23 protein-coding genes and 2 tRNA genes are annotated in these 23918 nt (G+C 51.9%); 12 read left to right on the forward strand and 13 right to left on the reverse strand.

All coding sequences use genetic code 11. The features are described 5' to 3' along the window. Positions 1 to 1065 carry a tRNA preQ1(34) S-adenosylmethionine ribosyltransferase-isomerase QueA gene (gene queA / locus K365_RS0117010; RefSeq protein WP_024335554.1) on the reverse strand — a complete coding sequence of 355 codons (1065 nt, stop codon included), beginning with the start codon at positions 1063 to 1065 and terminating at the stop codon, positions 1 to 3. Then, the gene (locus tag K365_RS0117015) at positions 1065 to 1256 is read right to left on the reverse strand and encodes a DUF2065 domain-containing protein (protein WP_024335555.1); all 192 of its coding nucleotides are present in this window, start codon (positions 1254 to 1256) and stop codon (positions 1065 to 1067) included. Before K365_RS0117015 ends, queA begins: the two co-directional genes overlap by 1 nt. Positions 1257 to 1433: 177 nt before the next feature. On the opposite strand from K365_RS0117015, the gene gatB reads away from it, so the two are divergent. The 4 genes from gatB (at position 1434) to K365_RS0117040 (ending at position 5729) form a co-directional block, all read left to right on the forward strand. Continuing rightward, the gene (gatB, locus tag K365_RS0117020; protein WP_024335556.1) at positions 1434 to 2873 is read left to right on the forward strand and encodes an Asp-tRNA(Asn)/Glu-tRNA(Gln) amidotransferase subunit GatB; all 1440 of its coding nucleotides are present in this window, start codon (positions 1434 to 1436) and stop codon (positions 2871 to 2873) included. Between the two features lies 1 nt (position 2874). Further along, positions 2875 to 3519 carry a hypothetical protein gene (locus tag K365_RS0117025; RefSeq protein WP_024335557.1) on the forward strand — a complete coding sequence of 215 codons (645 nt, stop codon included), beginning with the start codon at positions 2875 to 2877 and terminating at the stop codon, positions 3517 to 3519. Positions 3520 to 3681: 162 nt separating this feature from the next. Beyond that, positions 3682 to 4932, forward strand: coding sequence for an OmpP1/FadL family transporter (locus K365_RS0117030; RefSeq protein WP_024335558.1), 1251 nt, complete (start codon positions 3682 to 3684; stop codon positions 4930 to 4932). Positions 4933 to 5516: 584 nt separating this feature from the next. Further along, positions 5517 to 5729, forward strand: a complete 213-nt coding sequence (locus tag K365_RS0117040; protein WP_024335560.1) for a hypothetical protein — start codon at positions 5517 to 5519, stop codon at positions 5727 to 5729. A gap of 500 nt (positions 5730 to 6229) precedes the next feature. Here K365_RS0117040 and K365_RS0117045 read toward each other — a convergent pair whose 3' ends face one another. The 9 genes from K365_RS0117045 to K365_RS0117085 all read right to left on the reverse strand — a co-directional run bounded on the left by K365_RS0117045 (position 6230) and on the right by K365_RS0117085 (position 15811). Then, a complete protein-coding gene (locus tag K365_RS0117045; protein WP_024335561.1) occupies positions 6230 to 7276 on the reverse strand; it encodes a hypothetical protein in 1047 nt (348 codons plus the stop codon). A gap of 137 nt (positions 7277 to 7413) precedes the next feature. Then, a complete protein-coding gene (locus K365_RS0117050; RefSeq protein ID WP_024335562.1) occupies positions 7414 to 9021 on the reverse strand; it encodes an FG-GAP-like repeat-containing protein in 1608 nt (535 codons plus the stop codon). Positions 9022 to 9082: 61 nt separating this feature from the next. Further along, entirely contained in the window at positions 9083 to 10939 is a 1857-nt protein-coding gene (mutL, locus tag K365_RS0117055; protein WP_024335563.1) for a DNA mismatch repair endonuclease MutL, read from the reverse strand. After that, positions 10940 to 11119: a hypothetical protein gene (locus K365_RS0117060; protein ID WP_024335564.1), complete on the reverse strand. Its 180-nt coding sequence runs from the start codon at positions 11117 to 11119 to the stop codon at positions 10940 to 10942. A gap of 17 nt (positions 11120 to 11136) precedes the next feature. Then, the gene (gatA, locus tag K365_RS0117065; protein WP_024335565.1) at positions 11137 to 12609 is read right to left on the reverse strand and encodes an Asp-tRNA(Asn)/Glu-tRNA(Gln) amidotransferase subunit GatA; all 1473 of its coding nucleotides are present in this window, start codon (positions 12607 to 12609) and stop codon (positions 11137 to 11139) included. A 43-nt stretch (positions 12610 to 12652) separates the two neighbouring features. After that, positions 12653 to 12940, reverse strand: coding sequence for an Asp-tRNA(Asn)/Glu-tRNA(Gln) amidotransferase subunit GatC (gatC, locus tag K365_RS0117070; RefSeq protein WP_024335566.1), 288 nt, complete (start codon positions 12938 to 12940; stop codon positions 12653 to 12655). 2 nt (positions 12941 to 12942) lie between these two features. After that, positions 12943 to 13662 (reverse strand): SPOR domain-containing protein, encoded by a 720-nt coding sequence (locus K365_RS0117075; RefSeq protein ID WP_024335567.1) that lies wholly within the window; start codon positions 13660 to 13662, stop codon positions 12943 to 12945. 2 nt (positions 13663 to 13664) lie between these two features. Continuing rightward, on the reverse strand, positions 13665 to 15332 hold the full coding sequence (gene argS, locus K365_RS0117080; protein ID WP_024335568.1) for an arginine--tRNA ligase: 1668 nt from the start codon (positions 15330 to 15332) through the stop codon (positions 13665 to 13667). A gap of 26 nt (positions 15333 to 15358) precedes the next feature. Beyond that, a complete protein-coding gene (locus K365_RS0117085) occupies positions 15359 to 15811 on the reverse strand; it encodes a hypothetical protein (protein ID WP_024335569.1) in 453 nt (150 codons plus the stop codon). Between the two features lie 145 nt (positions 15812 to 15956). On the opposite strand from K365_RS0117085, the gene K365_RS0117090 reads away from it, so the two are divergent. Beyond that, a tRNA-Ser gene (locus K365_RS0117090) sits at positions 15957 to 16044 on the forward strand. A gap of 11 nt (positions 16045 to 16055) precedes the next feature. Continuing rightward, positions 16056 to 16147 (forward strand) — tRNA-Ser (locus tag K365_RS0117095). Positions 16148 to 16200: 53 nt separating this feature from the next. Here K365_RS0117095 and K365_RS0117100 read toward each other — a convergent pair. After that, complete coding sequence (locus K365_RS0117100) at positions 16201 to 17394, reverse strand: adenylate/guanylate cyclase domain-containing protein (protein ID WP_024335570.1); 1194 nt, start codon at positions 17392 to 17394, stop codon at positions 16201 to 16203. Between the two features lie 61 nt (positions 17395 to 17455). Beyond that, on the reverse strand, positions 17456 to 17998 hold the full coding sequence (locus K365_RS0117105; RefSeq protein WP_024335571.1) for an acyloxyacyl hydrolase: 543 nt from the start codon (positions 17996 to 17998) through the stop codon (positions 17456 to 17458). Between the two features lie 194 nt (positions 17999 to 18192). Between K365_RS0117105 and K365_RS0117110 the strand changes: the two genes are divergently transcribed. The 6 genes from K365_RS0117110 to dsrP are packed head-to-tail and all read left to right on the forward strand — an operon-like array spanning position 18193 to position 23845. After that, positions 18193 to 18744, forward strand: a complete 552-nt coding sequence (locus K365_RS0117110; RefSeq protein ID WP_051147861.1) for an RsbRD N-terminal domain-containing protein — start codon at positions 18193 to 18195, stop codon at positions 18742 to 18744. A gap of 56 nt (positions 18745 to 18800) precedes the next feature. Beyond that, positions 18801 to 19805 carry a sulfate reduction electron transfer complex DsrMKJOP subunit DsrM gene (gene dsrM, locus K365_RS0117115; protein WP_024335573.1) on the forward strand — a complete coding sequence of 335 codons (1005 nt, stop codon included), beginning with the start codon at positions 18801 to 18803 and terminating at the stop codon, positions 19803 to 19805. A 3-nt stretch (positions 19806 to 19808) separates the two neighbouring features. Further along, positions 19809 to 21458: a sulfate reduction electron transfer complex DsrMKJOP subunit DsrK gene (gene dsrK / locus K365_RS0117120; RefSeq protein ID WP_024335574.1), complete on the forward strand. Its 1650-nt coding sequence runs from the start codon at positions 19809 to 19811 to the stop codon at positions 21456 to 21458. A 1-nt stretch (position 21459) separates the two neighbouring features. Then, a complete protein-coding gene (gene dsrJ, locus K365_RS0117125; protein ID WP_024335575.1) occupies positions 21460 to 21855 on the forward strand; it encodes a sulfate reduction electron transfer complex DsrMKJOP subunit DsrJ in 396 nt (131 codons plus the stop codon). Then, positions 21855 to 22676 (forward strand): sulfate reduction electron transfer complex DsrMKJOP subunit DsrO, encoded by an 822-nt coding sequence (dsrO, locus tag K365_RS0117130; protein WP_024335576.1) that lies wholly within the window; start codon positions 21855 to 21857, stop codon positions 22674 to 22676. The genes dsrJ and dsrO overlap by 1 nt, the downstream gene beginning before the upstream one ends. An 11-nt stretch (positions 22677 to 22687) precedes the next feature. Next, the gene (dsrP, locus tag K365_RS0117135) at positions 22688 to 23845 is read left to right on the forward strand and encodes a sulfate reduction electron transfer complex DsrMKJOP subunit DsrP (protein ID WP_024335577.1); all 1158 of its coding nucleotides are present in this window, start codon (positions 22688 to 22690) and stop codon (positions 23843 to 23845) included. Positions 23846 to 23918 lie beyond the last annotated feature (73 nt).

Raw genomic sequence — 23918 nt, forward strand, 5'->3', positions numbered from 1 at the left:
TCATTCAATCAGCATGGCATCGCCATAACTGAAAAACCGGTATTTTTCCGCCACCGCCGCAGCATAAGCATCCAGCATCCGTTGTCGGTCATAAAATGCGGACACCAGCATGAGCAGCGTGGATCTGGGCAGATGAAAATTGGTGATCACGGCATCCACGCACCGGAACCGGAACCCGGGATAGATATACAGATCACACATGCCCGTACCCGAAGCAACCCGCCCCTGGTCATCGGCTGTGAATTCCAGGGTCCGCACGGATGTCGTTCCCACGGCCACCACCCGCCTTCCCTGATCTTTGGCCTCATTGATCTTTTGGGCCGCCGCCGGTGACAAGGAATAATATTCCGAATGGATTTGATGCTCCCGGATATCTTTTACCCGCACCGGCACAAACGTGCCGTACCCCACATGCAGGGTGAGGTGAACCATGTCGATCTTTTTTTGGATCAGCTGATCCATCAACGAATCTGTAAAATGAAGCCCGGCCGTGGGCGCGGCCACAGCCCCGTCATTTCTCGCATACACGGTCTGATAATTTTCCCGGTCTTCCGGAACCGGGCTGGTTTCCGGGTCCCGCCGGATATACGGGGGCAGCGGCAGGGAGCCCGCGGATTTCAAATATGCAACAAACTGTTTTCCCCCTGAAAACAGAATCTCACAAATCCCGTCACGGACCGACATCACCTGTCCGGTCATCTGATCTGTAAAATACAGCACACTGCCTGTTTTCGGCATTTTAGACGCCCGGACCAGACAGTTACACTGGAATGACCCGGTCCTTTCCAGATGCTGCATTCCCTGGGCATAATCGATGATCAGCACCTCCACCCGGCCCCCGGTGTTTTTTTTCCCGAACAACCGGGCCGGAATCACCCGGGTGTCGTTGACCACCAGCAGGTCGCCGGGTTGGAGCAGCCCGGGCAGATCGGCAAACCGGCGATGAGACACGGCGTGGGTGTTTCGGTGGATGTGCAGCAGGCGCGAGTCGCTGCGGATATCACAGGGTTTCTGGGCAATGAGATCTTCGGGCAGGTCATACGCATAATCTGATAAATCAAACATCAGCCGGCTTTCATGGACAGATACACTACCCCGAGTCCGGCCAGCATCAGAAAAAAACCGAACCGCCGCAACTGAAAGCTGTCCTGACCCGCAATGATGACAACCATCTTTTTCATTTGATCCGGAAAAGCAAAATAGGGCAAGCCCTCCACGATCATCACCATACCTATCACACATATAAAATACGTCATAAATTATGAATCCCCTGTTTTATAAGTTTTTGGTTATATCACTTTATGAATAAAATTTCATGGCAAAATCCAGATAACGGTTCAAATATAAAATTTCATTGATAAATCAAGCGATCAGGGCTATAAAAACAGGTTGGTATCAATGATCAAAAAAAATATCAAAAGGGAAACCCGTTTATGCAGTTCGAACCTGTTATCGGCCTGGAGGTCCACGCCCAGCTCAAAACCGAGACCAAAATTTTCTGTGCCTGCCCCACCACTTTCGGCAATGCTCCGAATGCCAATACCTGCCCGGTGTGCACCGGTATGCCCGGCGTGCTGCCGGTATTGAACAAAAAAGCGGTCACTTTCGCCATCCGGGCGGCTCTGGCCACAAACTGCACCATTGCCGAAGAAAGCCGGTTTGACCGGAAAAATTATTTTTACCCGGATCTGCCCAAAGGCTACCAGATTTCCCAGTATGCCGCCCCCATAGCCGAACACGGGCATCTGGACATCGAAACCGAGCAGACCGGGGCAAAGACCATCGGCATCACCCGGATCCACATGGAAGAAGATGCGGGCAAACTGATCCATGATCCGGTGCGGGGCAAAAGCCTGGTGGATCTGAACCGCACGGGAATTCCTTTGATTGAAATCGTCAGTGAACCGGACATGCGCACCCCGGCCGAAGCCGGGGCTTATCTTAGAAAGCTTCATGCCATCCTCAAATATATTGATGTGTGCGACGGCAACATGGAACAGGGTAGTTTCCGGTGTGATGCCAACATCTCGCTTCGGCCGGCCGGACAAACCCAATTCGGTATTCGCACGGAACTGAAAAATCTCAATTCCTTCCGGCATGTGGAAAAAGCCATTCAATACGAGATTGACCGCCAGACCTATGTGCTGACCCAGGGGGACACCGTGATTCAGGAAACCCGGCTGTGGGATCCGGAAAAAAACAGGACTGTTTCCATGCGGGGCAAAGAAGAGGCCCATGATTACCGGTATTTTCCGGATCCGGACCTGGTGCCGCTCATTGTGGATGCCGACTGGATCGCTCAGGTTTCCGATCACATGCCCGAACTGCCGGATCAAAAAAAGGACCGGTTCATCTCCCAGTACCGGCTGTCGGAATATGATGCCCGGGTGTTGACCGCAGATATTCACCTGGCGGATTTTTTTGACCAGGCCATGTCCCGTCTGTCCAATGCCAAACAGACGGCCAACTGGGTCATTACCACCCTTTTAGGTCTGCTCAACGCCCAGGGAATCGACATCACCCGGTCCCCGGTATCCGCAGACAACTTTGCCGGGCTCATGGGACTGCTGGAATCAGACACCATCACTGCCACGGTGGCGAAAACCGTGTTTGAAGAAATGGCAAAAACCGGAAATGATCCCCAAACCATTGTCAAACAAAAAGGCCTGGAACAGGTCAGTGACAGTGGAGAACTGACGGCGTTAGTAGATGAGATCCTGGCCCGAAACCCGGATGAAGTGACTGCCTATCGAAATGGAAAAACCAAACTGTTCGGTTTTTTCATGGGCCGGGTCATGAAACAGACCCGGGGCAAGGCAGATCCCAAAACCGTTACCCCCATATTAAAATCCAAACTTGAGTCAGGGAGTTGATATGAAATATTTCAGTCTGATGTGCCTCACCTTATGTGTTGTGGCCTGTGGTGCCACGTTCAGCCTTGCATCAAATGAAGACACACAAAAAGATTCGGTCCGGCCCGCCACCATTGCCGTGCTTCCCTTTGTCATGCATACCACGGAAACCGATTCCCATATTCAAAAGGGTGTGGTGACCATGCTTCATACCCGCCTGGCCTGGCCGGATCAAGTGAACGTAATTCCCGAACAAAAAATTACCCAAGTGCTGAACCAGCTGGATTCAGACAACCGGAACCAAATGATCGAAAAAGTGGCCGAACAAACCGACAGCCGGTATGTTTTAGACGGCAGCATCACACAGCTGGCCGGGTCCTTCAGCATCGACGCCGTCGTCTATGACATCTTGAACAAGCAGCATATGACTTTTTTTGAACAATCCGACAACAGTGATGAATTGATCGATAAGATCAGCCGGATCGCCGCAAACATCAATAAAGAAGTGTTTGACCGAACCACCACGGACTGGGAAAAAATCGAGCAGGAGCGTCAGGCCAGACGTAATGAACTGCGGCGCCAGAATCCGGAACATCTGATGCAGAACCCCCAATGGCAACAGACCCGGGAGTCGCCCGGCTGGAAAATTTGGAAATACCTGTTTTAAAAATGCTGAAAATATCGACATAAACCGTGTTTATCGGTAAAAACACTTGACACCGGCACGTGTCAAGGATAAATCCAAATAATAAATGTTGACAAATCAGGTCTATGGAGCTGAAAAGCTGTTTTTTAATTACCCCCTAATTTATTGAAAAGGAGAAGGCAGATGGGAAAGACAAGCGCGAGTATTTTGACTGCACTGGTGATGCTGGTCGGTGTTTTTGCTCAAACCGCTCTGGCAGGCGGCATTGACAACAAACAGAACTGGTCGGCCCGGTATCTGGCCACGGGATCACGGAATGCGGCCACGGACGGGGTGGATATCGCCGCCTACAACCCGGCCGGGATGATGTTCCAGGAAGACGGCATCGGCCTGGGCCTGGACGTGCATTATATTTTCAAGGATTATGAACACAAATATACAGATCTTCAGGCAGGACCCGTGACCCGGGACCAGGATGAACCGTCCATTGTTCCGGGCCTGTTTGCCACCTACAAATCCGGTGTCTGGGGGGTGTTCGGCTCCATCACCAACAACGGCGGTGGTGGAGAGGTGAAGTATGAATCCGGTAATGCCATCACCAATACCATAGCAATGGGTTTCTTTCCTTTGCCGCTCACCAATCAGTTCATCGAAGCTGAAAGCATGTACATCACCTATACCGCGGGTGCCAGTTACCAGATCAACCCCATGGTGTCTGTGGCAGCCGGGATCCGGTATATGGATGCCAACAAAGATGTGTCAGCATATTCCGACACCGCCCTGGGTGCCCTGTACGGCGCGTATGAAGAAGAAGCCGACGGCTGGGGCTGGATTGCCAGCATGAACGTGAAACTCAGAAATGACCTTCTCCTGGCGTTCCGGTATGAATCTGAAGTGGACCTGGAATTTGAAACAACGCTGGATGGAAACAACACCGCAATGGGCAACGCTGTTCTGGCAGGTCTGGGAAAAACACAGAATGGCAAATATGACCGGAATCTGCCCGCGGTGTTTGGCATGGGGGTTTCCTGGGATGCCAATGACCGGTTGAATCTGAACACCTCGTTCACCTATTATTTAGAAAAACGGGCGGACTGGGACGGTGATGAAGCCAATGTGGACAACAGCTATGACCTTGCCATCTCCGCCACCTATAGTTTTATGGACAACCTGCGCGGCAGCATTGGCTACATGTTCACAGATGTGGGAATTGATGCCAAGGATTTCACCTTGACCGAACAGATGAGTCCGGCGCTGGATGCCCATTCTTTTTTCCTTGGTCTGGGATATGATTTCTCCGAGCGCATCACTTTTGATCTGGGGCTGATGACCAATTTCTATGACGAGGATACGGCACCGGATGCCATGGGAAATCCGGTCACCTATGAAAAGCAGAACAATGCGGTTGCAATGGGAGTCGCTTTTAAATTCTAAACATTTACATCTTCCAGTGTTGATCGCCTGAAGGGCGGCGCGCAATGTGTGTGAACCAACAACACCTTTGTTCGCCGCCCTTTTTTTTGGTTCATTGCAACATTCATATCTTGAAACATCAATCAGTTCAACTGGTATTCAATATCTCTTGACGTAACCATTAGCTCCGGTTAGAATTTCCATATGACAGACAAAAAAAATACCAGGCGGATTGTCAACCCGCACGCAAAACTGTTAAAGACGCGGGAGAGTATATTATGACACTGGCAGAGAAACTCCGGAAGAAGGTAAGAGGGAAGGCCTCGCTGAAGGCGAAAAAAGAGGAATAATATCATGAAACTCTATCTGGACAACTGCTGTTTCAATAGGCTGTTCGATGACCAATCCCATCTCCGAATTCGGCTTGAGACTGAAGCAAAAATGCGAGTTCAGGAAGAGATTCGATCTGGTTCGTTTGAGCTGGTATGGTCCTACATCCTGGATTACGAGAATAGCAAGAATCCGTTTCAAGAGAGAAAGGATCAGATAGCCTTATGGCGCAGGTACCCGACAAATGCTGTCCAAGAGGATAAGGAGGTACTGGCATGATTACAGATACCGAAATCAAAACCAAGGGCCTGCAAGTACTTACGCAGCACCTCGGCAATATCGAGACAGAACGGTTTATAGCGCTAATCCAAAGGGAACCTTTCGACTATACAAGGTGGCGTCAGGATATGGATGAAGAACTCAACATTGAAGAGATCAGTCGCAGGGCTATGGCTCTGAGATCTAAAGACACCGAACAAGGCATTTAACTCGGACCGCCGCAGTCGCTGCGATTCTGTGACGTCAGATCAGCGCTGGCGTTAAGCGGCTTCAGCTTCGGCCGATCTTGCCATTAACAGCTTATTTCTGAACATGTAAGCAACATTTTTCTGCTATATCAAGAATCTGATTTTGCAAGACAGCGAGCGACGAAGGCAAATTATCAGCAAATCAACATTTGCCGAATTTGGCAATACTGCCATTTTCGGCAAATAGTCATGGATCATCGCACTGGCATGGTCCCAATTTCAAGGGTAGCCAACCCAGCCACTGATCTTTTACTGATGATTCTTTGAGTCCATGAGACTCTTTACCCGCGGTAGGGCCTGGAAAGGGATTTGCTGAAGGGCTTTGAAACGGACAGAATGAAAAGAGAATTTTTATAAAAAAACAGGGGCCTGATGACACTTTGTCATCAGGCCCCTGCAAAAATTCAGGTGGCTGTATGGAATAAATAAAGCAGTTCTAAATCAGAAAGAACTATCCTTGATTAGAAGTTGATCTGCCATTTGGCGCCGTAGTACATGGTTTCAAAAGAACCGGCAACATCTTCTTTACCATCGATCATGCCGATTTCAGGCGTAATGAAGACTCCCGGAGCCAACGTGATGGTGGACTGTACATAATAGGTCTGAACTTCATTGTCATCCAGCAGGCCACCCATTTGTTCTGATTCAGCATAGCCGTAACCGGCTTCAAATGCAAACATATCATTGGCTTTAAAAGTGGCAACCAGAATGAAACCCAGGGCTTCATTATCCACTACGTTAGTTCCATCCCAATCGGCATTTCCATCATTCCAGGCATTGTCGCCATCAAGGGAAAGAGCCATAATGTTCCCTACGTTTTCACCCATGTACACATTACCACCGAGGGAAAACCCACCCATACCGGTCTTTGCACCCAAGGTAACGACATAAGAATCCACATCATGATCACCTGAGGCGGTTCCCAGCAGCTCATAGGTCTGATAACCGGCACCCAGATTAAAGCTGAAGTTATCCATTACCAGGTTGTAGTTGGCTTCGATTCCGGGCATGGATACTTCAGTAGCGGCAGCACCACCAAAGATGGGATCATCCGGAGCCAGCACAGCAATTTCGAATCCACCGAATTTCAGGCGGAGCATGCCTTCACGGCCGGAGTAAACACCACCCTGAGCCAGCATGTCATTGTCAGTTCCGTATACCTGGTTGGAGTAGAAATAGTTCAGCGGGGTGTAAGTTTGACCAACCAGCAGAGAGCCGGCACCAAAGTTCCATTCACCATACAGTTTACGAACATTAACGCCGGTGCCATATTCAAACCCACCGGTCAGTTCATCAGATACCTTAACGGTAGCACCGATACGGGAGTTGCCCTGAAGGTTCTCTACGTAATTGGTGGTGTCCACACCGCCGGCAACCTGCTCTTCAACATCTGTAAAAAATGTAGCAATACGGGCAGACCCGTAAAAATTCCAGTCAGCCGCCGCAGCGGTCATTGCAGAACCGGCCACCAATGCCAGGGCTGCAACCAATACCATTAATTTTTTCATCTTTTTCTCCTTTTAGTCAATTTTTATGCCAACCACCTGAAGCACAGGTATCCAGCCCTCCTTTTAAAGGCCAGATACCATATTGATTATGTTCTTTAATTCAATTCAACCCGTCTTGTCAATATTTTTTTAATTTATCAGTCCAATTCATACGAAATAATGCTGGATGCCATGTCTTTGGCCAGAATGGCCAGCTTGGTCTGGGTCACCACCGACACGATGAGTTCATCTTTTCCGTCTGCATCGATATCTGCCACGGCAAAATCACTGATCCACCCCTGAAGGGCCAGGGTTTCAAACATCGGGGCCAGCGCAATGCCGTTCCAGGACAACACCTGGATGGTGCCATTTTCAAACCGTTTATACCGGCCCAGGGCACCTCCGCCGAACTCATTGTTCTGAACTACCACAATTTCCGGTTTGTCTTCGCCGGTCATGTCAACGAATTGAATCCGGGGATGAATATAGACCCGTTCCCGATAGGAGCCGTCCGGATCATTTTGGGGCAACAGCCAGACATGGGCCGTTCCTCCGTATTTTTCCGTGCTTTCCCATTCAGAACTTCCCCCGTCATCGGTCACCACCAGGCGGCCGAACCGGTTGATCATCACGTATTCTTCCGCAGATTCTTTGGTCACCGGCCCTTTGGCCAGAGACAGTACGGACGTGTTCCGGGGCAGCCGGACCTGTTTTTGCCGGGTATAGCTGCTGCCTTCCGCCTGCATGATATAAACAGGCCCGTCAAACGGGTCTTTACTGCTTCGCTGGCCCATCAGGGTCTGGGACCCGTCCGGCGCGTCAATCACCCGGTAATAATAGTGCTGATTGTCTGTGATCGTCACATAGTCAGACCCATTGTATTCCACCACAAAGGACTGGAGTCCGTCCAGCTGGATGGTGAAACTGGTGACAAAAATTTCAGGATAGCCGTTGCCGTTGATGTCTGCGATATCCAGGGCCACAATGCGATGATTGCTGCTGAATTCCAGCTGTTTTTCCGATACCAGATGATTGTCGGACATCTTATGGATCATCAGGGTATTATCGGTGGCCGCCACCACCTGAAGCGTGCCGTCATCGGTCAGATCCCCCACTGCCATGGCATTGATCACCATATCCAGTGACAGATGGGTGGCAAATCCGCCGCCGCCCCCGGATTGCTGCAAATTGACAAATCCGCCCTGCCCTCCGGTTGACTGGAACCCGCCCGGTGCCCGGGGTCCCTGCTCTACAGGCTGAGCGTACAGTTCATTGGCAATGGACCGGTTGAACACTTTTTGATTGATATCTCCGGCAAAGGTGTTGACCAGGGGAATTACATCCCCCATGTTGTTGCTCTGCTCAAAAAAAGTCAGGGCCGGTTTGTCACCCGTGATATCCACCATGGCGGCATCCAGGCTCACGCTTTCCCCGAAATGGGTCAGACTGCCGAACAGGACATAATCCGCACCCAGACCAGCACCGATGTTTCGGGCCGCATCCTGGGTCAGATCCCCCTGGCTGCCGGTCAACGCATCATCCACAGCGGCCCGGTCCAGTACGTCGACCTTGCCCGGATCCGACAGTCGGGAGGACAGCATGGAAAACAATCCGTTCCGCAAAAAGGTCAGGTCCTGGGGGGAATTCATGGTAAAGGGAAGCACAGCCACAGTTTTAGGGGCCGCAGACACGGCCGGAACAATGGCTGCCAACATGAAACAACCGATCAGGCATCCGAAGAATGCGGCAAATAATCTGGATCTCAAAGCAAGACTCCTTGTATTTTGGTTTGAATGGTGCAGGGCCAATATATATCATGTGTATGTTTCAAACAACCCTTTTGAACAGCTTTTCCATCTGAACTTTATCAAAGGTGACAATGGTGGGCCGGCCATGGGGGCAGTGAAACGCATTGTCACAGGCCAGCAGATCCTGAATCAATGTCTGCATTTCCGTCAGGGACATGGTCCGGTTGGCCCGGATGGCATGATGACAGGCCATGGACATCAGGCAGGTTTCCCGCCATTGCTCACTGACTGCTGTGTCACCGGTCTCCATCAATGTGTCCACCATCCCGGTCACCAGGGTTTTAACGGATGTCTGATCCAGGAGTCCGGGCACGGCCTTGATCACAAACGTGGCGCCCCCGAAGGGTTCGATGACCAGCCCCAGTGCCGCCAGGTCCGGCAGAATCCCGGACAGAAGATCCGCTTCTTTGGCGCTCAGTTCCAGAGTTTCGGGCACCAGCAGGTATTGACTGTCTGCCGGCAAATGATCCTGCCGGCGCTTCAACGCCTCATACACCACCCGTTCATGGGCGGCATGCTGATCCACCAGCATCAAAGCGTCTTCCTGTTCCGCCACAATATAGGTTCCCATGACCTGTCCCACCACCCGGGGGACAGGGGATCGATCCGGGGTTTTGGCCGGCTGGGGGGAATCTGATTTGTTTTCAGAAGTCCTGAACCGTTCAAAGGTCTGCCGGACCTCATCCGCCGGGTCAGGGCCGTCTGAGTCCGGCATTGGATCAAAGTGATTTTCATCCCGGAACCCTTTGGATTTTCGGACAATCAAGGGATCGGCAGGCACTGGATCGGGTGCCCATGAAATGGGTGACTGCGCAAACCGGGGAGCGTTTATGAGGCCGGCCGGCCGGGGATCAGGGCCTGACCTGGATCCGGTATAGGTGGACACCTGCTGCTGGGCGGCCATCAATGCCGTGTTCACGGCCGCGGTCACGGCCTGATACACGGGCCGGGCATCCAGGAATTTGATTTCCCGTTTGGATGGATGCACATTCACATCCACCCGGTCGCAGGGCAGATCACAGCACACCACGGCCACGGGATACCGCCCTTTCATGATCCGGCCGGCATATCCCCGGAACAGGGCCGCCACCACGCCTTTGTCATGGACCAGGCGCTGGTTGACAAACAGGTAGATGCGTCCGGCTGTCGCCCTTGTCACGGCCGGGTTGGCACACACCCCGGTGATCCGGATATCTCCCACTGAGTAGTCCATCTCGTACAGATGATCCGCGGCATCATTGCCCAGCACCAGCATGGCCCGGTGCACCAGGTCCTGGTCAGGCGGGAAATGCTTGACCAGCCGGTTTTGGGAAAACAGGCGGAATCCCACGGATGGATTGCCCAAAGCCAGGCCGGAAAGGGTATCGGTGATGTGGGCCGCTTCCGTGGTGTCGGTTTTTAAAAATTTGCGCCGGGCCGGGGTATTGAAAAACAGATGCTTGACCTCCGCCAGGGTGCCGGCCGGAGCCCCCGTGTCCGACACCTGTAACAGCTTGCCTCCGGCCATTTCCACCTTTGTGGCGGTATCCGCATCCCGGGGTCTTGTCACCAGGCAGAACTTAGACACCGATGCAATGGACGGCAAAGCTTCACCGCGAAATCCGAAACTGGCAATGGCAAACAGGTCCTCTTTTGTGTGGATCTTGCTGGTGGCATACCGCTCAATGGCCAGCAATGCCTGGTCCCGGGACAGTCCCGTGCCGTCATCGGACACCCGGATCAATGATTTGCCGCCTTTGTCCATCTCCACAGTGATGCGGGTGGCTCGGGCATCGATGCTGTTTTCCACCAGTTCCTTGACCACGGATGCCGGGCGCTGCACCACCTCTCCGGCGGCAATCTGGTTGGACAGGATATCCGGCAGAATCCGGATCATTCAGGTCTCCTGTTTCACAAACCGGAGCAGAAACTCCGAATCTTTCGGGCTTAAATCAAACTGCAGGGACGCCTCATCGGCCAGTCGGGTCACGGAAGTATCCGGGGATTTTCTGCGTTGTTCACTTATCCATTCAATGGCTTTTTTCAATGCATCTCCCTGGGGCTGGACATTACTCATGATAATTTCCTCCCAATTTACATATCCGGGAACCGGGGTTCCAGGTTCATTGATTTCTCCACACCATATCCGGCCCGGATCAAAGACAGTTCATCAAACCGGCCGGCCATCATCTGAACACCGATGGGCAACCCGGTGGCTGAAAATCCCGCGGGCACGGAAATGCCGGGCACTGCGGCCATATTGGCGGACAACGTAAAAATATCGGTCAGATACATGGTCAACGGATCATCGATCTTTTCTTTGATGCGGAATGCCGGGGTCGGGGCCACGGGAGACAAAAGAATGTCACAGGTCTCAAACGCCTTTGCAAAATCCGCCATGATCAGGGCCCGCACCTGGGAAGCTTTGCCGTAATACGCATCATAATATCCGGCTGACAAGGCATAGGTACCGATGATGATCCGGCGCTGCACTTCCGGGCCGAACCCTGTGGATTTGGTCTGCTTGTACATATCCAGAAGATCGGCGGTATCCCGTGCTCTGAAACCGTACTTCACCCCGTCAAACCGTGCCAGGTTGGAGCTGGCCTCGCACGGGGCAATGATATAGTAGGCTGCCACCACATAATCGGTATGGGGCAAAGATACCGACTGAATCGTCGCTCCCAGGGATTCCATGAGCGTTTTGACGTTGTCAAACACGGCCCGCACATCCGGATCGATTCCCGGCATGTCCAGATATTCCTTTGGAATGCCCACGGTCATGCCTTTGAGCCCGTTTTTATCAAAAGCGGTCAGCCCGGCAGTGAAATCCGGCACCGGCTCCGGCGCGGATGTGGAATCTTTCGGGTCATGCCCGGCGATCAGGTTCATCATCAGGGCCGCATCTTCCACAGTCCGGGTGATAGGGCCGATCTGATCCAGGGAAGAGGCATAAGAGACCAGGCCATACCGGGACACCCGGCCATAGGTGGGTTTAAGCCCCACCACCCCGCAATGGGATGCCGGCTGCCGGATGGAACCGCCGGTATCCGATCCCAAGGCCGCACTGCAGAACTGTGCCGCCACAGCCGCCGCGGAACCACCGCTGGAACCGCCGGGCACATAATCCACATGCCAGGGATTCCGGGTGGGAAAATAGGCGGAATTTTCTGTGGAAGATCCCATGGCAAACTCATCCATATTGGTTTTACCGATGATAACCGAATGGGACTGCCGCAGCTTTTCCACCACCGTGGCATCATACCGGGGCACAAAGTTGTCCAGAATTTTCGACCCGCAGGTGGTTCGCATCCCCTGGGTGCACAAAAGATCCTTCAGGGCCATGGGAATGCCGGTGAACGGCGTGTGGTTGTTTGATGCAATCTGATCATCCGCTGCTGCTGCCTGGGCCAGGGCCGCATCTGCATCAGCGGTGATAAAGCTGTTCAGTGTGCGGTCATGGGTTTTAATGCGGTCCAGATACGCCCGGGTCAGCTCGGTGGAAGATATCTTTTTTTCACCCAGCATCCGTGCGGCCCGGGCCAGGCTCAATGTATGTAAATCCATATATCGTTATTTCCTTGAAAAATGAATTCCGGTCTTTCCCCGGTTATTTCACCACCCGGGGGACCAGATAATAGTCTTGATCTTTTTCCGGGGCATTGGCCAGGGTCACCCGGGGCCCGGGGCTTGTCTGCGGCACATCTTCTCTGAGGATATTGTGCATAAACGCGGCCCCGGATGCCGGGGCAACGCCGTTGACATCCACATGGGCCAGTTTGTCCATATAGCCTAAAATATCACTGAGCTGCCCGCAAAGTGCCTGTCTTTGTTTATCATCCATCTTGAGCCGGGCCAGATGGGCGATATTTTCAACTTCCTGTTCAGAAATTTTCATTGTCAATCCTTTGTAATGATCATGCCGTTGATACCGGCCTGGTTCAATTTTTCCAGGTATTGGACGGCCGCATCCCGGGAAACGAATTCTCCGATCCGTATCCGATACCAGGTGATGCCGTCCATTTCCTTGGTTGTCCGGGTGGCGGTGAATCCTTTTTTCTCCAGGGTCGTCATCTGGGTCACCGCGTCCCGGAACGATTTAAATGCCGCCACCTGAATGGTGTAACTGCCCTGAGAATTCGATTTTTCCGGTTTCTCACCCGATGCCGGGGTTTTCTCATCCCGCAAAGGGGGTTCCATCATTTTTTCAGCGATCGCTTTGTTGAACGTGGCCGCCTTTTTGCTGGTCTTGACCGGGATGTCATCCGTCAGTTTTGCATCCCTGGTATCACCGGTCTCAATTTCCTTGAGATCCTGGTTGGGCAACGGGGTGTCATCAAACGTATCTGCCGGGTCTGCCGCAGGCACTGGAATTGTCATCTCCTCGAATCCTTTGTCATCACTCAAAGCATCATAATAATGGAGTGCAATTTTTTCATCCGGATCACCTGTCATTTCCGGATCTTTGTATTGTTCAACAATGGTCTGGAGGCGTTCCTGAAACCCTTGGGTTTCAAATGTCACCGGAGATGTCCCCCGGCCGGCCATCACCCCGAGCAGAAACAGCCACCCGCCGATGAAAATATAGATGATATATTTTAAAACGCCTTTAAAAGGCATGCTCACATTCTTTCAGGTGCAGACACCCCTAAAAGGAAAAGCCCGTTCCGGATCACCTTTTTCACGGCCAAAACCAGGCTGACCCGGGCCAGGGTCAGTTCCGTGTCTTCAGTAATTACTTTGTGCCGGTTATAATACGCATGAAAAGCCGCTGCCAGGGTCATCAGGTAGGTAAAAATCACATGGGGATGGCAGGTGGCCGCACTTTTTTCCACCTGTTCGGGAAACCCGGCCAACGTCTTGATCAACTGGATCTCTTCTTGGGCCACCAGTTTTGACAGATATTGTCCCTGGGTGAAATCCACATCCATTTCCGGGTGCAGGGTCTTTGCTTTGGCCAGAATACCCGAAATTCGGGCATGGACATACTGGACATAATACACCGGGTTGTCACTGCTCTTCTGCTTGGCCACTTCCAGATCAAAATCCAGGCCGGAATCATAGCTGCGGCTTAAAAACATGAACCGGGCCGCATCTTTTCCCACTTCATCCACAATGTCTTTGAGCGTGACAAACTCCCCGGCCCGGGTGGACATCTGAACGGGTTTCCCCCCCCGCAACAGATTCACCAGCTGTACCAGAATCACCTGGAACCGGTCTCTTTGTTTTCCAAAAGCCATGACAGCGGCTGCCAGGCGGTTGATATATCCGTGATGATCCGCCCCCCATACATCGATCACCCGGTCGAATCCCCGCTCATATTTTTCCTGGTGATACGCGATATCCGAAGCAAAATAGGTGGTCAATCCATTGCTTCTCACCACCACCCGGTCTTTCTCATCTCCGAAATCTTGGGTCCTGAACCACAATGCCCCGTCTTTTTCATAGACCCGACCCTCTTTTTTCAACACGTCAATGGACTGTTGAACACGCCCTGAATCATACAGGCTCTGTTCACTGAACCACTGATCAAACGTCACGCCGAAATCAGCCAGGTCGTATCGGATCTGTTCAAGTATCCGGCCGGCCGCATATCTGGCACAGACGTCAATGGCTTTGTCTTCATCTCTGTTTATAAAATCCGGCCCTTCCCGGTCCAAAACTTCACGGGCCAGATCCTTGATATAATCGCCTTTGTAGCAGTCTTCAGGAAAATCAACTGTGTTTCCGGCCAGTTCCAGCAGCCGGAACCAGACCGATGTCCCCAGCGTACGGATCTGCCGCCCTGAATCATTGATATAATATTCCTTGGATACTGAAAATCCGGCAAAACGCAAGATATTGCCCACCGCATCCCCGACCGCGGCCCCCCGGCCATGCCCCACATGTAAAGGACCGGTGGGGTTGGCACTGACAAATTCCACCTGGACCCGCTCTTTTTGGCCGAAATCAGAAGCGCCGTACCGGTCATCCGCAGCCAGCACCTGATCCACCACCGGATGCCAGGCAGATGGTCGTAGAAAAAAGTTGATAAATCCCGGGCCGGCCACTTCAATTTTGTCGATCCGGTCTTCGGGTTCCATATGGGCAATCACGGCTTCGGCAATTTTTCTGGGTGCCATTTTCTGGATGGCGGCGGAAACCATGGCAAAATTGGTGGACAGATCCCCCTGGGAATCATGTTTAGGTACTTCAATTTCCATTTCCGGCACATGTCCGGACACAAGCATGCCGGCATCCACCGCTTTTCGGGCCGCAGCAGTCACCATGTTTTTTATGATATGTTTCATAAGATCCGTTTTTCTTGATGTGCCGGTTAATTTTCGTGTTCAGACGTATCTTCCGGAGTGAACCGGGGGGTATCATCCTCGTCATCGATTTCTTTGATCTCATCTTCCTTGGAGTCGCCGTCTTCATCCAGAAGCGCATCAAGCTCCACGTCATCATCTTCAAGCTGAAACTCTTCTTCATCGGGCAGGGTCTCTGCGTCCAGATACTCCACAATCACTTTATCCTGAGTCTCATCCGTGAAAAAATCCACGGTTTCCTCGAACAATTTGATGCACAGATCCCGGGTAGGGAAAAAAGTCCGGCGCCGCAGCATCTGGGCAAAGGGTTCAAGCCCCTCAGTGGCCGCCGCCATCATCTGGGCCAGGTCATAGGTTTCCTCGTGCAGCGGCATGATCACACCCGGGTCCACCTCACTGGACTCCAGTACTGTCAATTTCCCGTCCTTGACATTTTTTTCAAAACGGATCTTTTGTTTCATTCATGAATCTCCTGTAATTTTTGTTGGTGTCAAACCTTTTAATATAGCGCAACCACTGTCGGTGTCAACAACAAGATGATACTTAATATCCAAGTTAAGTGTTGACCGAATTTGCGCAAGATGATATAAGCGGGTGTTTAATTTCGGAGGAGTGGCCGAGCGGCTGAAGGCGGCGGTCTTGAAAACCGTTAAGTGTAACAGCTTCGTGGGTTCGAATCCTACCTCCTCCGCCACAACACATTGCGGAGAAATGGCCGAGTGGCTGAAGGCGCTCGCCTGCTAAGCGAGTATGGGGGGAAACTTCCATCGAGAGTTCGAATCTCTCTTTCTCCGCCACTTCATTGCTCCCTGATCTTGTTCCGAATTCTTAAGCAAGCGCCAAGGCGCCCTCATGCCGGTTTGAGCAGCGAATACACCTGAATGGGTTCAAAAATCCCTTTCATTTTTGCTTTTCCTCTGTCATAGACCGGCCACAGGCCTTCGATCAAATCTCTGGTAGTCCGGCTGATCAGAATATCCCCGCCCGTTGCGTGGTCCGACAGCCGGGCCGCAATATTGGTCACGGATCCGGATGCCGTGAACGTCATGCGGGTGTCCAGCATTCCCTTGAACCTAGTCATTCCCACCAGGGCCGTTCCGGAACTGATTCCCATATTGACGGTCATGGGTCCCATATCCGGAATATCAAGCTCACCGGCCAGGGAAAGACTGACGGACCGGCACCGGGAAGCAATCTCAAAGGCGGCTTTGACTGCGTTCATGGCATTGGTTTTCGGGTCATGATCCTTGAAAATAATCATGAACCCGTCCCCGCTGGTCTCATTGATCTCCCCATGGGACCGGTGAATGGGATCCACAAAACTGGAAAACACTTTTTCAATGACGGCATTGACCTGGGCTTCCGGCCGGGTGGCACTCAGGCCGGTATATCCTTCCAGATCGATGAACAGGACACTGACCTGTTTGGTTTCTTTTTCCCGGGTCAACAATTCCGGATTTTTATCCGCCATCCGCCGCACCGATCCGGGTACAAACGGCGTCAGGCTGGCCAGGGTCTGGCTGATACGGATTTTTTCCCGGGTGATCTCCCATTGCCGTCGTGCCGTCAGCAAAATGGTTCCCAAAACATTGGCAAAATCCCGGATCAAATAGAAATCTCTGCGTGTGTACCGGGTCAACGGCTGGATCACCACACTGACAATCGCGAGAATCCGGTTTTCCACAAAAACAGGCATGGCGTATTCGGGTCCCACCGTCATCCGGGAGCCGTCCGGACGGACAATGGGATCACTGTCAGCCACCACCACCGCTTTTTTTCTGGCAATGGCCTGCTGAACCGCCGGGCGGTCCCGTTTGCAGGACTGACAGCTCACCGGCCGGTCATACAGGGCACACTGCAACGGACTGGTATATTTTGCTGCATCGGGATCCAGCAACAGTACACAGACTTCCATGGCATTGGGAATCAGTGAACGCAACTGTTCTCTGACCATTTCCAGAATATCACCGGTTTCCGTCAATGGCGCAATTTTTTTGATCAGATCCTGTTGAACATGGAACCGTTCTTTATAATAATGATCCATTTTAACCTAAGTTTTAAAAGGCATACCCTTTCAAACGGTTTGAAATACCGATTTTTTAAAATCAGAACCGCCATGCCACCGTCCCTATGAAAATATCGATGCCATCATTGGGAAATTTCAGGTCTGCATTGGAATAATGCATGTATCCGAACTTGAAATCCATCCGGTGCACCTGCACCCCGATGCCGATGCGGTCTTCAAACTGAAAATGGCTGGACAGGTTCCGGCCGGCAATGTGATAGTCATCAATATATGCGGCGCCGATGCCCGCTTCCACATAAGGGATGATGTGTTGAAAATCAGTCAGGTTAAAACAATAAACAAACACCGGAGAAAATGCCACCCCGTTGGTGGTGTCTCCGGATTTATCCCACACATTGTATGACAGCTCAAAATAACCGGACAGGCTTCCGGTGGAAGATTCAAACCATCGGGTAAAAAATGGTTTCTGAACCCCGATACGGAAAATATCGATGCTGTCAGCGCTTTTTCCATATCCCCCGGAAACAGAAAACCGCCCGGGTTCCGCCCCGACCCCGGCACAAAACAGCAACACGCAGCAGGCAATCAGCCCTGCCACGGCCAACCCTTTCTTTTTCCTCATTTTTCCTTTTCCTCAGATCGTGTTATTTTTTTTAAAGTCAGTTACATTAGCATATAATTCAATCCCGTGAACAGCCCCATCTCAAAAAAAAATGAGCCGCTGTCCTGCGGTGATACGCGCAAACAGCCGGTTGTTTTACCCTTGACATACAATTTAAGTAAGTTTATATCCATCTAACAATCGACACAGGCAGTATGGCAGATCAACTCAAAAAAAAAGACCGGGCACCCATGACCCTGAAACAATCCTTGATACAAAACCATGATGAATTACTGAAAAAATGGTTCCAGGCAACCATCAATACCTATCCTCCCCAGAGTGCACGGATTCTGGGAAAAGATGTAGACCGGTTCGACAATCCCGTGGGCGCAGTCACCAGAGAAACCCTGGAAGATGTGCTGCACCTGCTGGCTTCCGATTATACCAGTGAGACCCTTGAAAAAGCCCTGGATCCGGTCATCCGCATCCGGGCGGTCCAGGCATTTTCCGCTGCCGAGGCAGTGAGTTTTATTTTTTTCCTGAAAAAAATCGGAGAAACCGTCATGGATTCAGCCCACACCCGGGAATTCGACCGGATGGTGGACCAGGTCGTTTTAGCCGGGTTCAATCGGCTGATGAAATGCAGAGAAGATATATTCCTTTTAAAGGCCACGGAAAGCAAACGACGGATTCACGCAGCCTTTGAAAGGGCAGGCTTGGTAAAAGAGCTCAAGGAGGAGGACCTGCTTGGCTCAAAAAAATCTTAACTTGCCTGACAAAATTTAGGTTTGTCCGGCAACCAAATCTATGAGGTGGTTACAACATGACACAAAAGTACTTGATCCCCCTGACAGCAGTTTTTCTGCTTTTTCTAGTGGCTTACGCGGGGGCGGGAGCAGGGCTTGGGTGGTTCTTCGGGATTGTTTTCCCGTACCTGGCGGTCATTGCCTTCCTGGTCGGCTTTGTCATCAAAGTCATGGGCTGGGCAAGATCTGCCGTTCCCTTCAGGATTCCCACAACCTGTGGGCAGCAGAAATCGCTTCCCTGGATTAAACAGAACCGCATCGACAACCCTGACACCGCATCTGGTGTTTTCATACGGATGTTGCTTGAAATCTTTTTGTTCAGGTCTTTATTCCGTAACACCAAGGCAGCCTTTAACCGCAACGCATCCAACCGCATCACCTATTCCTGGGAAATTTTCCTGTGGGTGGCGGCTCTGGCCTTTCATTATGCATTCCTGGTGGTATTGCTCAGACACTTCCGGTTTTTCACATCCCCGGTGCCGTCCTGTGTCCAGTTTTTAGAAGCCTTAGACGGTATTGTTCAGCTCGGTCTGCCCGGCCTGTTTCTGTCCGGTGTGGTGCTTCCGGCAGCGGTTTTGTTTCTGCTGGCACGACGGCTGTTTGACCAGAAGGTCCGCTATATCTCCCAGGGATCCGATTTTTTCCCCTTGTTCCTGATTTTAGGCATTGCCGTTACCGGTATTTTCATGCGGTATTTCACCAAGGTGGACATTGTCGCCATCAAGGAAATGACCATGGGACTGGTCACATTGAGCCCCACCATTCCCGACGGGGTGGCCAATCTGTTCTATGCCCATCTGTTTTTGGTCAGTATTTTGTTCGCCTATTTTCCGGCCAGCAAGCTTATGCACTTAGGCGGCGTATTCTTAAGTCCCACAAGGAACATGGCCAACAACACCCGGGCCAAACGGCATGTAAACCCCTGGAACTATGATGTGCCGATCCATACCTATGAACAGTATGAAGATCACTTCAGAGACAAAATGATTGAAGCTGGCCTGCCAGTGGAAAAAAAGGAGTAATCAATGGCCGACGAACTGACACCAGATGAATTACTGGATAAAATAGACTATGGGACGGATTCTGGCAACTGGCTGGATACCACCAAATCCGTTCAGATCCGGCCGGGCATGTACTGTTATGCCGCCAAAGCCGAAAGTGTGGAAACCTTAGGGCTTCCCAATGCCAGAAGCTGGAACCCGACAGAAGAAGACTGGAAGCTGCCGGACAACTGGCAGCAGATCATCCATGACGGCATCAAGGAACGGCTTGAAAAATTCCGTACATTCAAGATCTTCATGGATGTGTGTGTCCGCTGCGGGGCCTGTGCCGACAAATGTCACTTCTTTTTAGGCACGGGTGATCCCAAGAACATGCCCGTGCTGAGAGCGGAACTGCTCCGATCCATTTACAGAAACGACTTTACCACTGCCGGAAAAATTTTGCAGAAAATTCCCGGAGGCCAGCGCTTAGGGGGCAACCGTCCTTTAACCCTGGATGTGCTCAAGGAGATGTGGTACTACTTCTTCCAGTGCACGGAATGCCGGCGCTGCTCCGTGTTCTGCCCCTACGGCATTGACACGGCCGAGATCACCATCATGGCCAGGGAGCTGTTCAACCTGCTGGGATTGAACATCGACTGGATCGCCACCCCGGTTTCCAACTGCTACACGACCGGAAACCATCTGGGGATTCAACCCCATGCCTTCAAGGACATGCTGGAATTTTTCGTGGAAGATATCGAAGACATCACCGGCGTGGACTGCACGCCTCAGTTCCAGAAAAAAGGGGCGGACATTCTTTTTGTCACCCCGTCCGGTGATGTGTTTGCCGATCCCGGCACCTATACCTGCCAGGGGTACCTGATTCTGTTCAAGTACCTCAAGGACAAATACGGCCTGGATGTGACCTGGTCCACCTATGCGTCCGAAGGGGGCAACTTCGGCTTTTTCACTTCCCACGAGACCATGAAGCGGTTGAACGCCAAAATGTACTATGAAGCCAAACGCCTGGGCGTGAAATGGATTTTAGGGGGCGAATGCGGTCACATGTGGCGGGTGATCCACCAGTACATGGATACCATGAACGGACCGGCCGACTTTCTGGAAGTACCGGTGAATCCCATCACCGGCACCAAATTCCACAATGCCGCGTCCACCAAGATGGTGCATATCACGGAATTTACGGCCGATCTCATCAAGCACGGCAAACTGGAACTGGACAAAAGCAGAAACGCCAACCGGATCATGACCTTTCATGATTCCTGCAACCCGGCCAGAGGCATGGGCCTGCTGGACGAACCCCGGTATGTGATTAATAACGTGTGCGACAATTTCTATGAAATGCCGCCCAACACCATCCGTGAAAACACGTTCTGCTGCGGCTCCGGTGCCGGACTCAACGCCGGAGAAAACATGGAGCTGCGCATGGCAGGGGCCCTGCCCCGGGCCACCGCGCTCAAGCATGTGCATGAAAAATACGGGGTCAACACTCTGGGAACCATTTGTGCCATCGACCGGGCCGCATTGTCCACCTTGTGCGAATACTGGGTGCCTGAGGTAGAGGTGGCCGGTATTCACGAACTGGTGGGCAACGCATTGATCCTGCCCGGTGAAAAAGAACGTACCGAAGACCTGAGAATGGAACCGCTGCCAGGTTGCGAGGAGGAGGAATAAAATGACGAAAAATATGATTATGGGCGGACTGGCTGTCTTTGTTCTGGCCGTGCTCTCACCCTTCTGGTTCAACATGGTGACCACCACCCAGGCGGCACCGGAGCCGGAGCTGCTGGGCCCTGCCAAAGAAGCCAAGAAATGTGTCCTGGACACATATGACATGCGGGCCAACCACATGTCTCTGCTGGATGAATGGCGGGATGCCGTGGTACGGGATGCCGACCGAATCTATGTGTCAGCCAACGGCCACGCCTTCAACATGAGCCTGTCCACCGGTGAGAATTCCTGCCTGGGCTGCCATGAAGATAAAGCCAAATTCTGTGACGCCTGTCATACCTATACATCGGTAGATCCTTATTGCTGGGAGTGTCACACAAACCCCAAGGAGATTGAATAATGGAAAAGAGCAGAAGACGATTTCTGAAAGTGGCCGGCATTGCCGCCATCGGGTTGGGTGCTGCTCCGGCAATAAATTTTGCAGCCTCGGACTCCCATGGCTCAGGGGCTGCCGCCAAAGTGAAAAATGAGACCGCCCTTCATGCCGAACGCTGGGGCATGGTCATTGACATCAAAAAGATCGATGACAATCTGGCCAGAAAAATTTCTCTGGCCTGTCATCTCCATCACAATGTACCCGATTTCACCCATGAAGTGAATACCCAGCTGTATCCCAAAACCCGGCCGGTGAACCATAAACAGGAAATCAAATGGATCTGGAAGGAAGAATTCCATTATGCATTCCCGGACAAGGAAGATGAATTTTTGAATGAAAAATTTCATCACCTGCCGTTCATGGTGTTGTGCAACCACTGCAAAAATGCGCCCTGTGTCCAGGCATGTCCCACCCAGGCCACGTTTTCCCGGGAAGACGGCATCGTGATGATGGATTATCACCGCTGTATCGGGTGCCGGTTCTGCATGGCGGCCTGTCCGTATGGATCACGAAGCTTCAACTTCAGGGATCCCCGGCCGTTCATCGATGAGACAGATCCGGATTTCCCCACCCGGTCCAAAGGGGTGGTGGAAAAATGCAATTTCTGCGCCGAACGTCTGGCCAAAGGGGAACAGCCGCATTGCGTGGAAGCCTCTGAAGGTGCCATTGTGGTGGGAGACCTGGAAGATCCTGAATCCGATGTCAGGAAGCTTCTCAAGGAACATTATACAATCCGACGTAAACAGTCTCTGGGTACGGAACCCTCTGTTTACTACATCGTTTAAGAGAGGTCCATATGCTTGAAATAGCTGTTAAAGGAAGTAAAAAATACTGGGTGTGGATCATCTTTCTGCTGATCGTGATCGGGATTGGAAAACTGGCCTATCTGGATCAGTTCTTCAACGGCTTGATGATCACGGGCATGAGCCGGGATGTGTCCTGGGGATTTTACATCGCCAACTTCACCTTCCTGGTGGGGGTGGCAGCAGGCGGGGTCATGGTGGTCATTCCCTATTACCTGCATGATTATGAAAAATTTCACAGGATCACCATCCTGGGGGAATTTCTGGCAGTAGCCAGCTTGGTCATGTGCATTCTGTTCATTATCGTGGACCTGGGCCAGCCGGTGCGCATGCTCAATGTCCTGCTCTATCCATCGCCTAAATCCATGCTGTTTTATGACATGATCGTTCTGCAAGGGTATCTGTTTTTAAACATCATCATCGGCTGGAAAGTGCTGGAAGCGGAACGGAACCAGGTCGAACCCCCGGCATGGACCAAACCGCTGATCTATCTGTCCATTCCCTTTGCCATCGGGATTCACACGGTGACCGCCTATCTGTACTGCGGCCTGCCGGGCAGGGGATTCTGGCTCACCGCCATTCTGGCCCCGCGGTTTCTGGCATCCGCCTTTGCCGCAGGCCCGGCATTTTTGATCATCCTGTGCTACATCATCAGAAAATTCACCAAATTTGATCCAGGCTGGGAAGCCATGCAGACCCTGTCCAAAATTGTGTGCTACGCCATCATCGCCAACCTGTTCTTCTTTTTGTGCGAAGTGTTTGTGGTGTATTATTCAAATATCCCCGGACATAAAACCCATCTTCAGTATCTGCTGTTCGGATACCACGGGTATAACGCCCTGGTGCCCTGGATGTGGAGCGGATTCATCCTGATGGGTGCCGGCGCCGTTATGCTGATAATCCCCAAACTCAGATCCAATTATGTGCTGCTGCCGGTGGCCTGTGCCATGATTTTCATCGGGGCCTGGATCGACAAGGGTTTGGGCATGATCTCCGGCGGGTTTGTTCCCTCGCCTTTGCATCATGTGACCGAATACGCACCCACGGGCCAGGAAATCATTATCACCTTAGGGGTCTATGCCACGGGATTTCTGGTGCTGACCATCCTGTACAAACTGGCCACCACGGTCAAGGAAGAAGTGAACGGCTGATGCCCTGACACGTTTAACTTAAATCATTTAAAGACACATGAGACAGGGGAGTGCCAAACCGGCCTCCCCTGTT

The sequence above is a fragment of the Desulfotignum balticum DSM 7044 genome (assembly GCF_000421285.1).
GTDB lineage: Bacteria > Desulfobacterota > Desulfobacteria > Desulfobacterales > Desulfobacteraceae > Desulfotignum > Desulfotignum balticum.

Coding starts and splice junctions, on each gene's coding strand:
- K365_RS0117110 (WP_051147861.1), top strand. CDS start 18,193: ATGGCAGATCAACTCAAAAAAAAAGACCGGGCACCCATGACCCTGAAA.
- K365_RS0117075 (WP_024335567.1), bottom strand. CDS start 13,662: ATGCCTTTTAAAGGCGTTTTAAAATATATCATCTATATTTTCATCGGC.
- dsrJ (WP_024335575.1), top strand. CDS start 21,460: ATGACGAAAAATATGATTATGGGCGGACTGGCTGTCTTTGTTCTGGCC.
- gatA (WP_024335565.1), bottom strand. CDS start 12,609: ATGGATTTACATACATTGAGCCTGGCCCGGGCCGCACGGATGCTGGGT.
- K365_RS0117030 (WP_024335558.1), top strand. CDS start 3,682: ATGGGAAAGACAAGCGCGAGTATTTTGACTGCACTGGTGATGCTGGTC.
- K365_RS0117060 (WP_024335564.1), bottom strand. CDS start 11,119: ATGAGTAATGTCCAGCCCCAGGGAGATGCATTGAAAAAAGCCATTGAA.
- queA (WP_024335554.1), bottom strand. CDS start 1,065: ATGTTTGATTTATCAGATTATGCGTATGACCTGCCCGAAGATCTCATT.
- dsrK (WP_024335574.1), top strand. CDS start 19,809: ATGGCCGACGAACTGACACCAGATGAATTACTGGATAAAATAGACTAT.
- K365_RS0117100 (WP_024335570.1), bottom strand. CDS start 17,394: ATGGATCATTATTATAAAGAACGGTTCCATGTTCAACAGGATCTGATC.
- gatB (WP_024335556.1), top strand. CDS start 1,434: ATGCAGTTCGAACCTGTTATCGGCCTGGAGGTCCACGCCCAGCTCAAA.
- K365_RS0117025 (WP_024335557.1), top strand. CDS start 2,875: ATGAAATATTTCAGTCTGATGTGCCTCACCTTATGTGTTGTGGCCTGT.
- gatC (WP_024335566.1), bottom strand. CDS start 12,940: ATGAAAATTTCTGAACAGGAAGTTGAAAATATCGCCCATCTGGCCCGG.
- mutL (WP_024335563.1), bottom strand. CDS start 10,939: ATGATCCGGATTCTGCCGGATATCCTGTCCAACCAGATTGCCGCCGGA.
- K365_RS0117105 (WP_024335571.1), bottom strand. CDS start 17,998: ATGAGGAAAAAGAAAGGGTTGGCCGTGGCAGGGCTGATTGCCTGCTGC.
- dsrM (WP_024335573.1), top strand. CDS start 18,801: ATGACACAAAAGTACTTGATCCCCCTGACAGCAGTTTTTCTGCTTTTT.
- dsrP (WP_024335577.1), top strand. CDS start 22,688: ATGCTTGAAATAGCTGTTAAAGGAAGTAAAAAATACTGGGTGTGGATC.
- K365_RS0117040 (WP_024335560.1), top strand. CDS start 5,517: ATGATTACAGATACCGAAATCAAAACCAAGGGCCTGCAAGTACTTACG.
- dsrO (WP_024335576.1), top strand. CDS start 21,855: ATGGAAAAGAGCAGAAGACGATTTCTGAAAGTGGCCGGCATTGCCGCC.
- K365_RS0117085 (WP_024335569.1), bottom strand. CDS start 15,811: ATGAAACAAAAGATCCGTTTTGAAAAAAATGTCAAGGACGGGAAATTG.
- argS (WP_024335568.1), bottom strand. CDS start 15,332: ATGAAACATATCATAAAAAACATGGTGACTGCTGCGGCCCGAAAAGCG.
- K365_RS0117045 (WP_024335561.1), bottom strand. CDS start 7,276: ATGAAAAAATTAATGGTATTGGTTGCAGCCCTGGCATTGGTGGCCGGT.
- K365_RS0117015 (WP_024335555.1), bottom strand. CDS start 1,256: ATGACGTATTTTATATGTGTGATAGGTATGGTGATGATCGTGGAGGGC.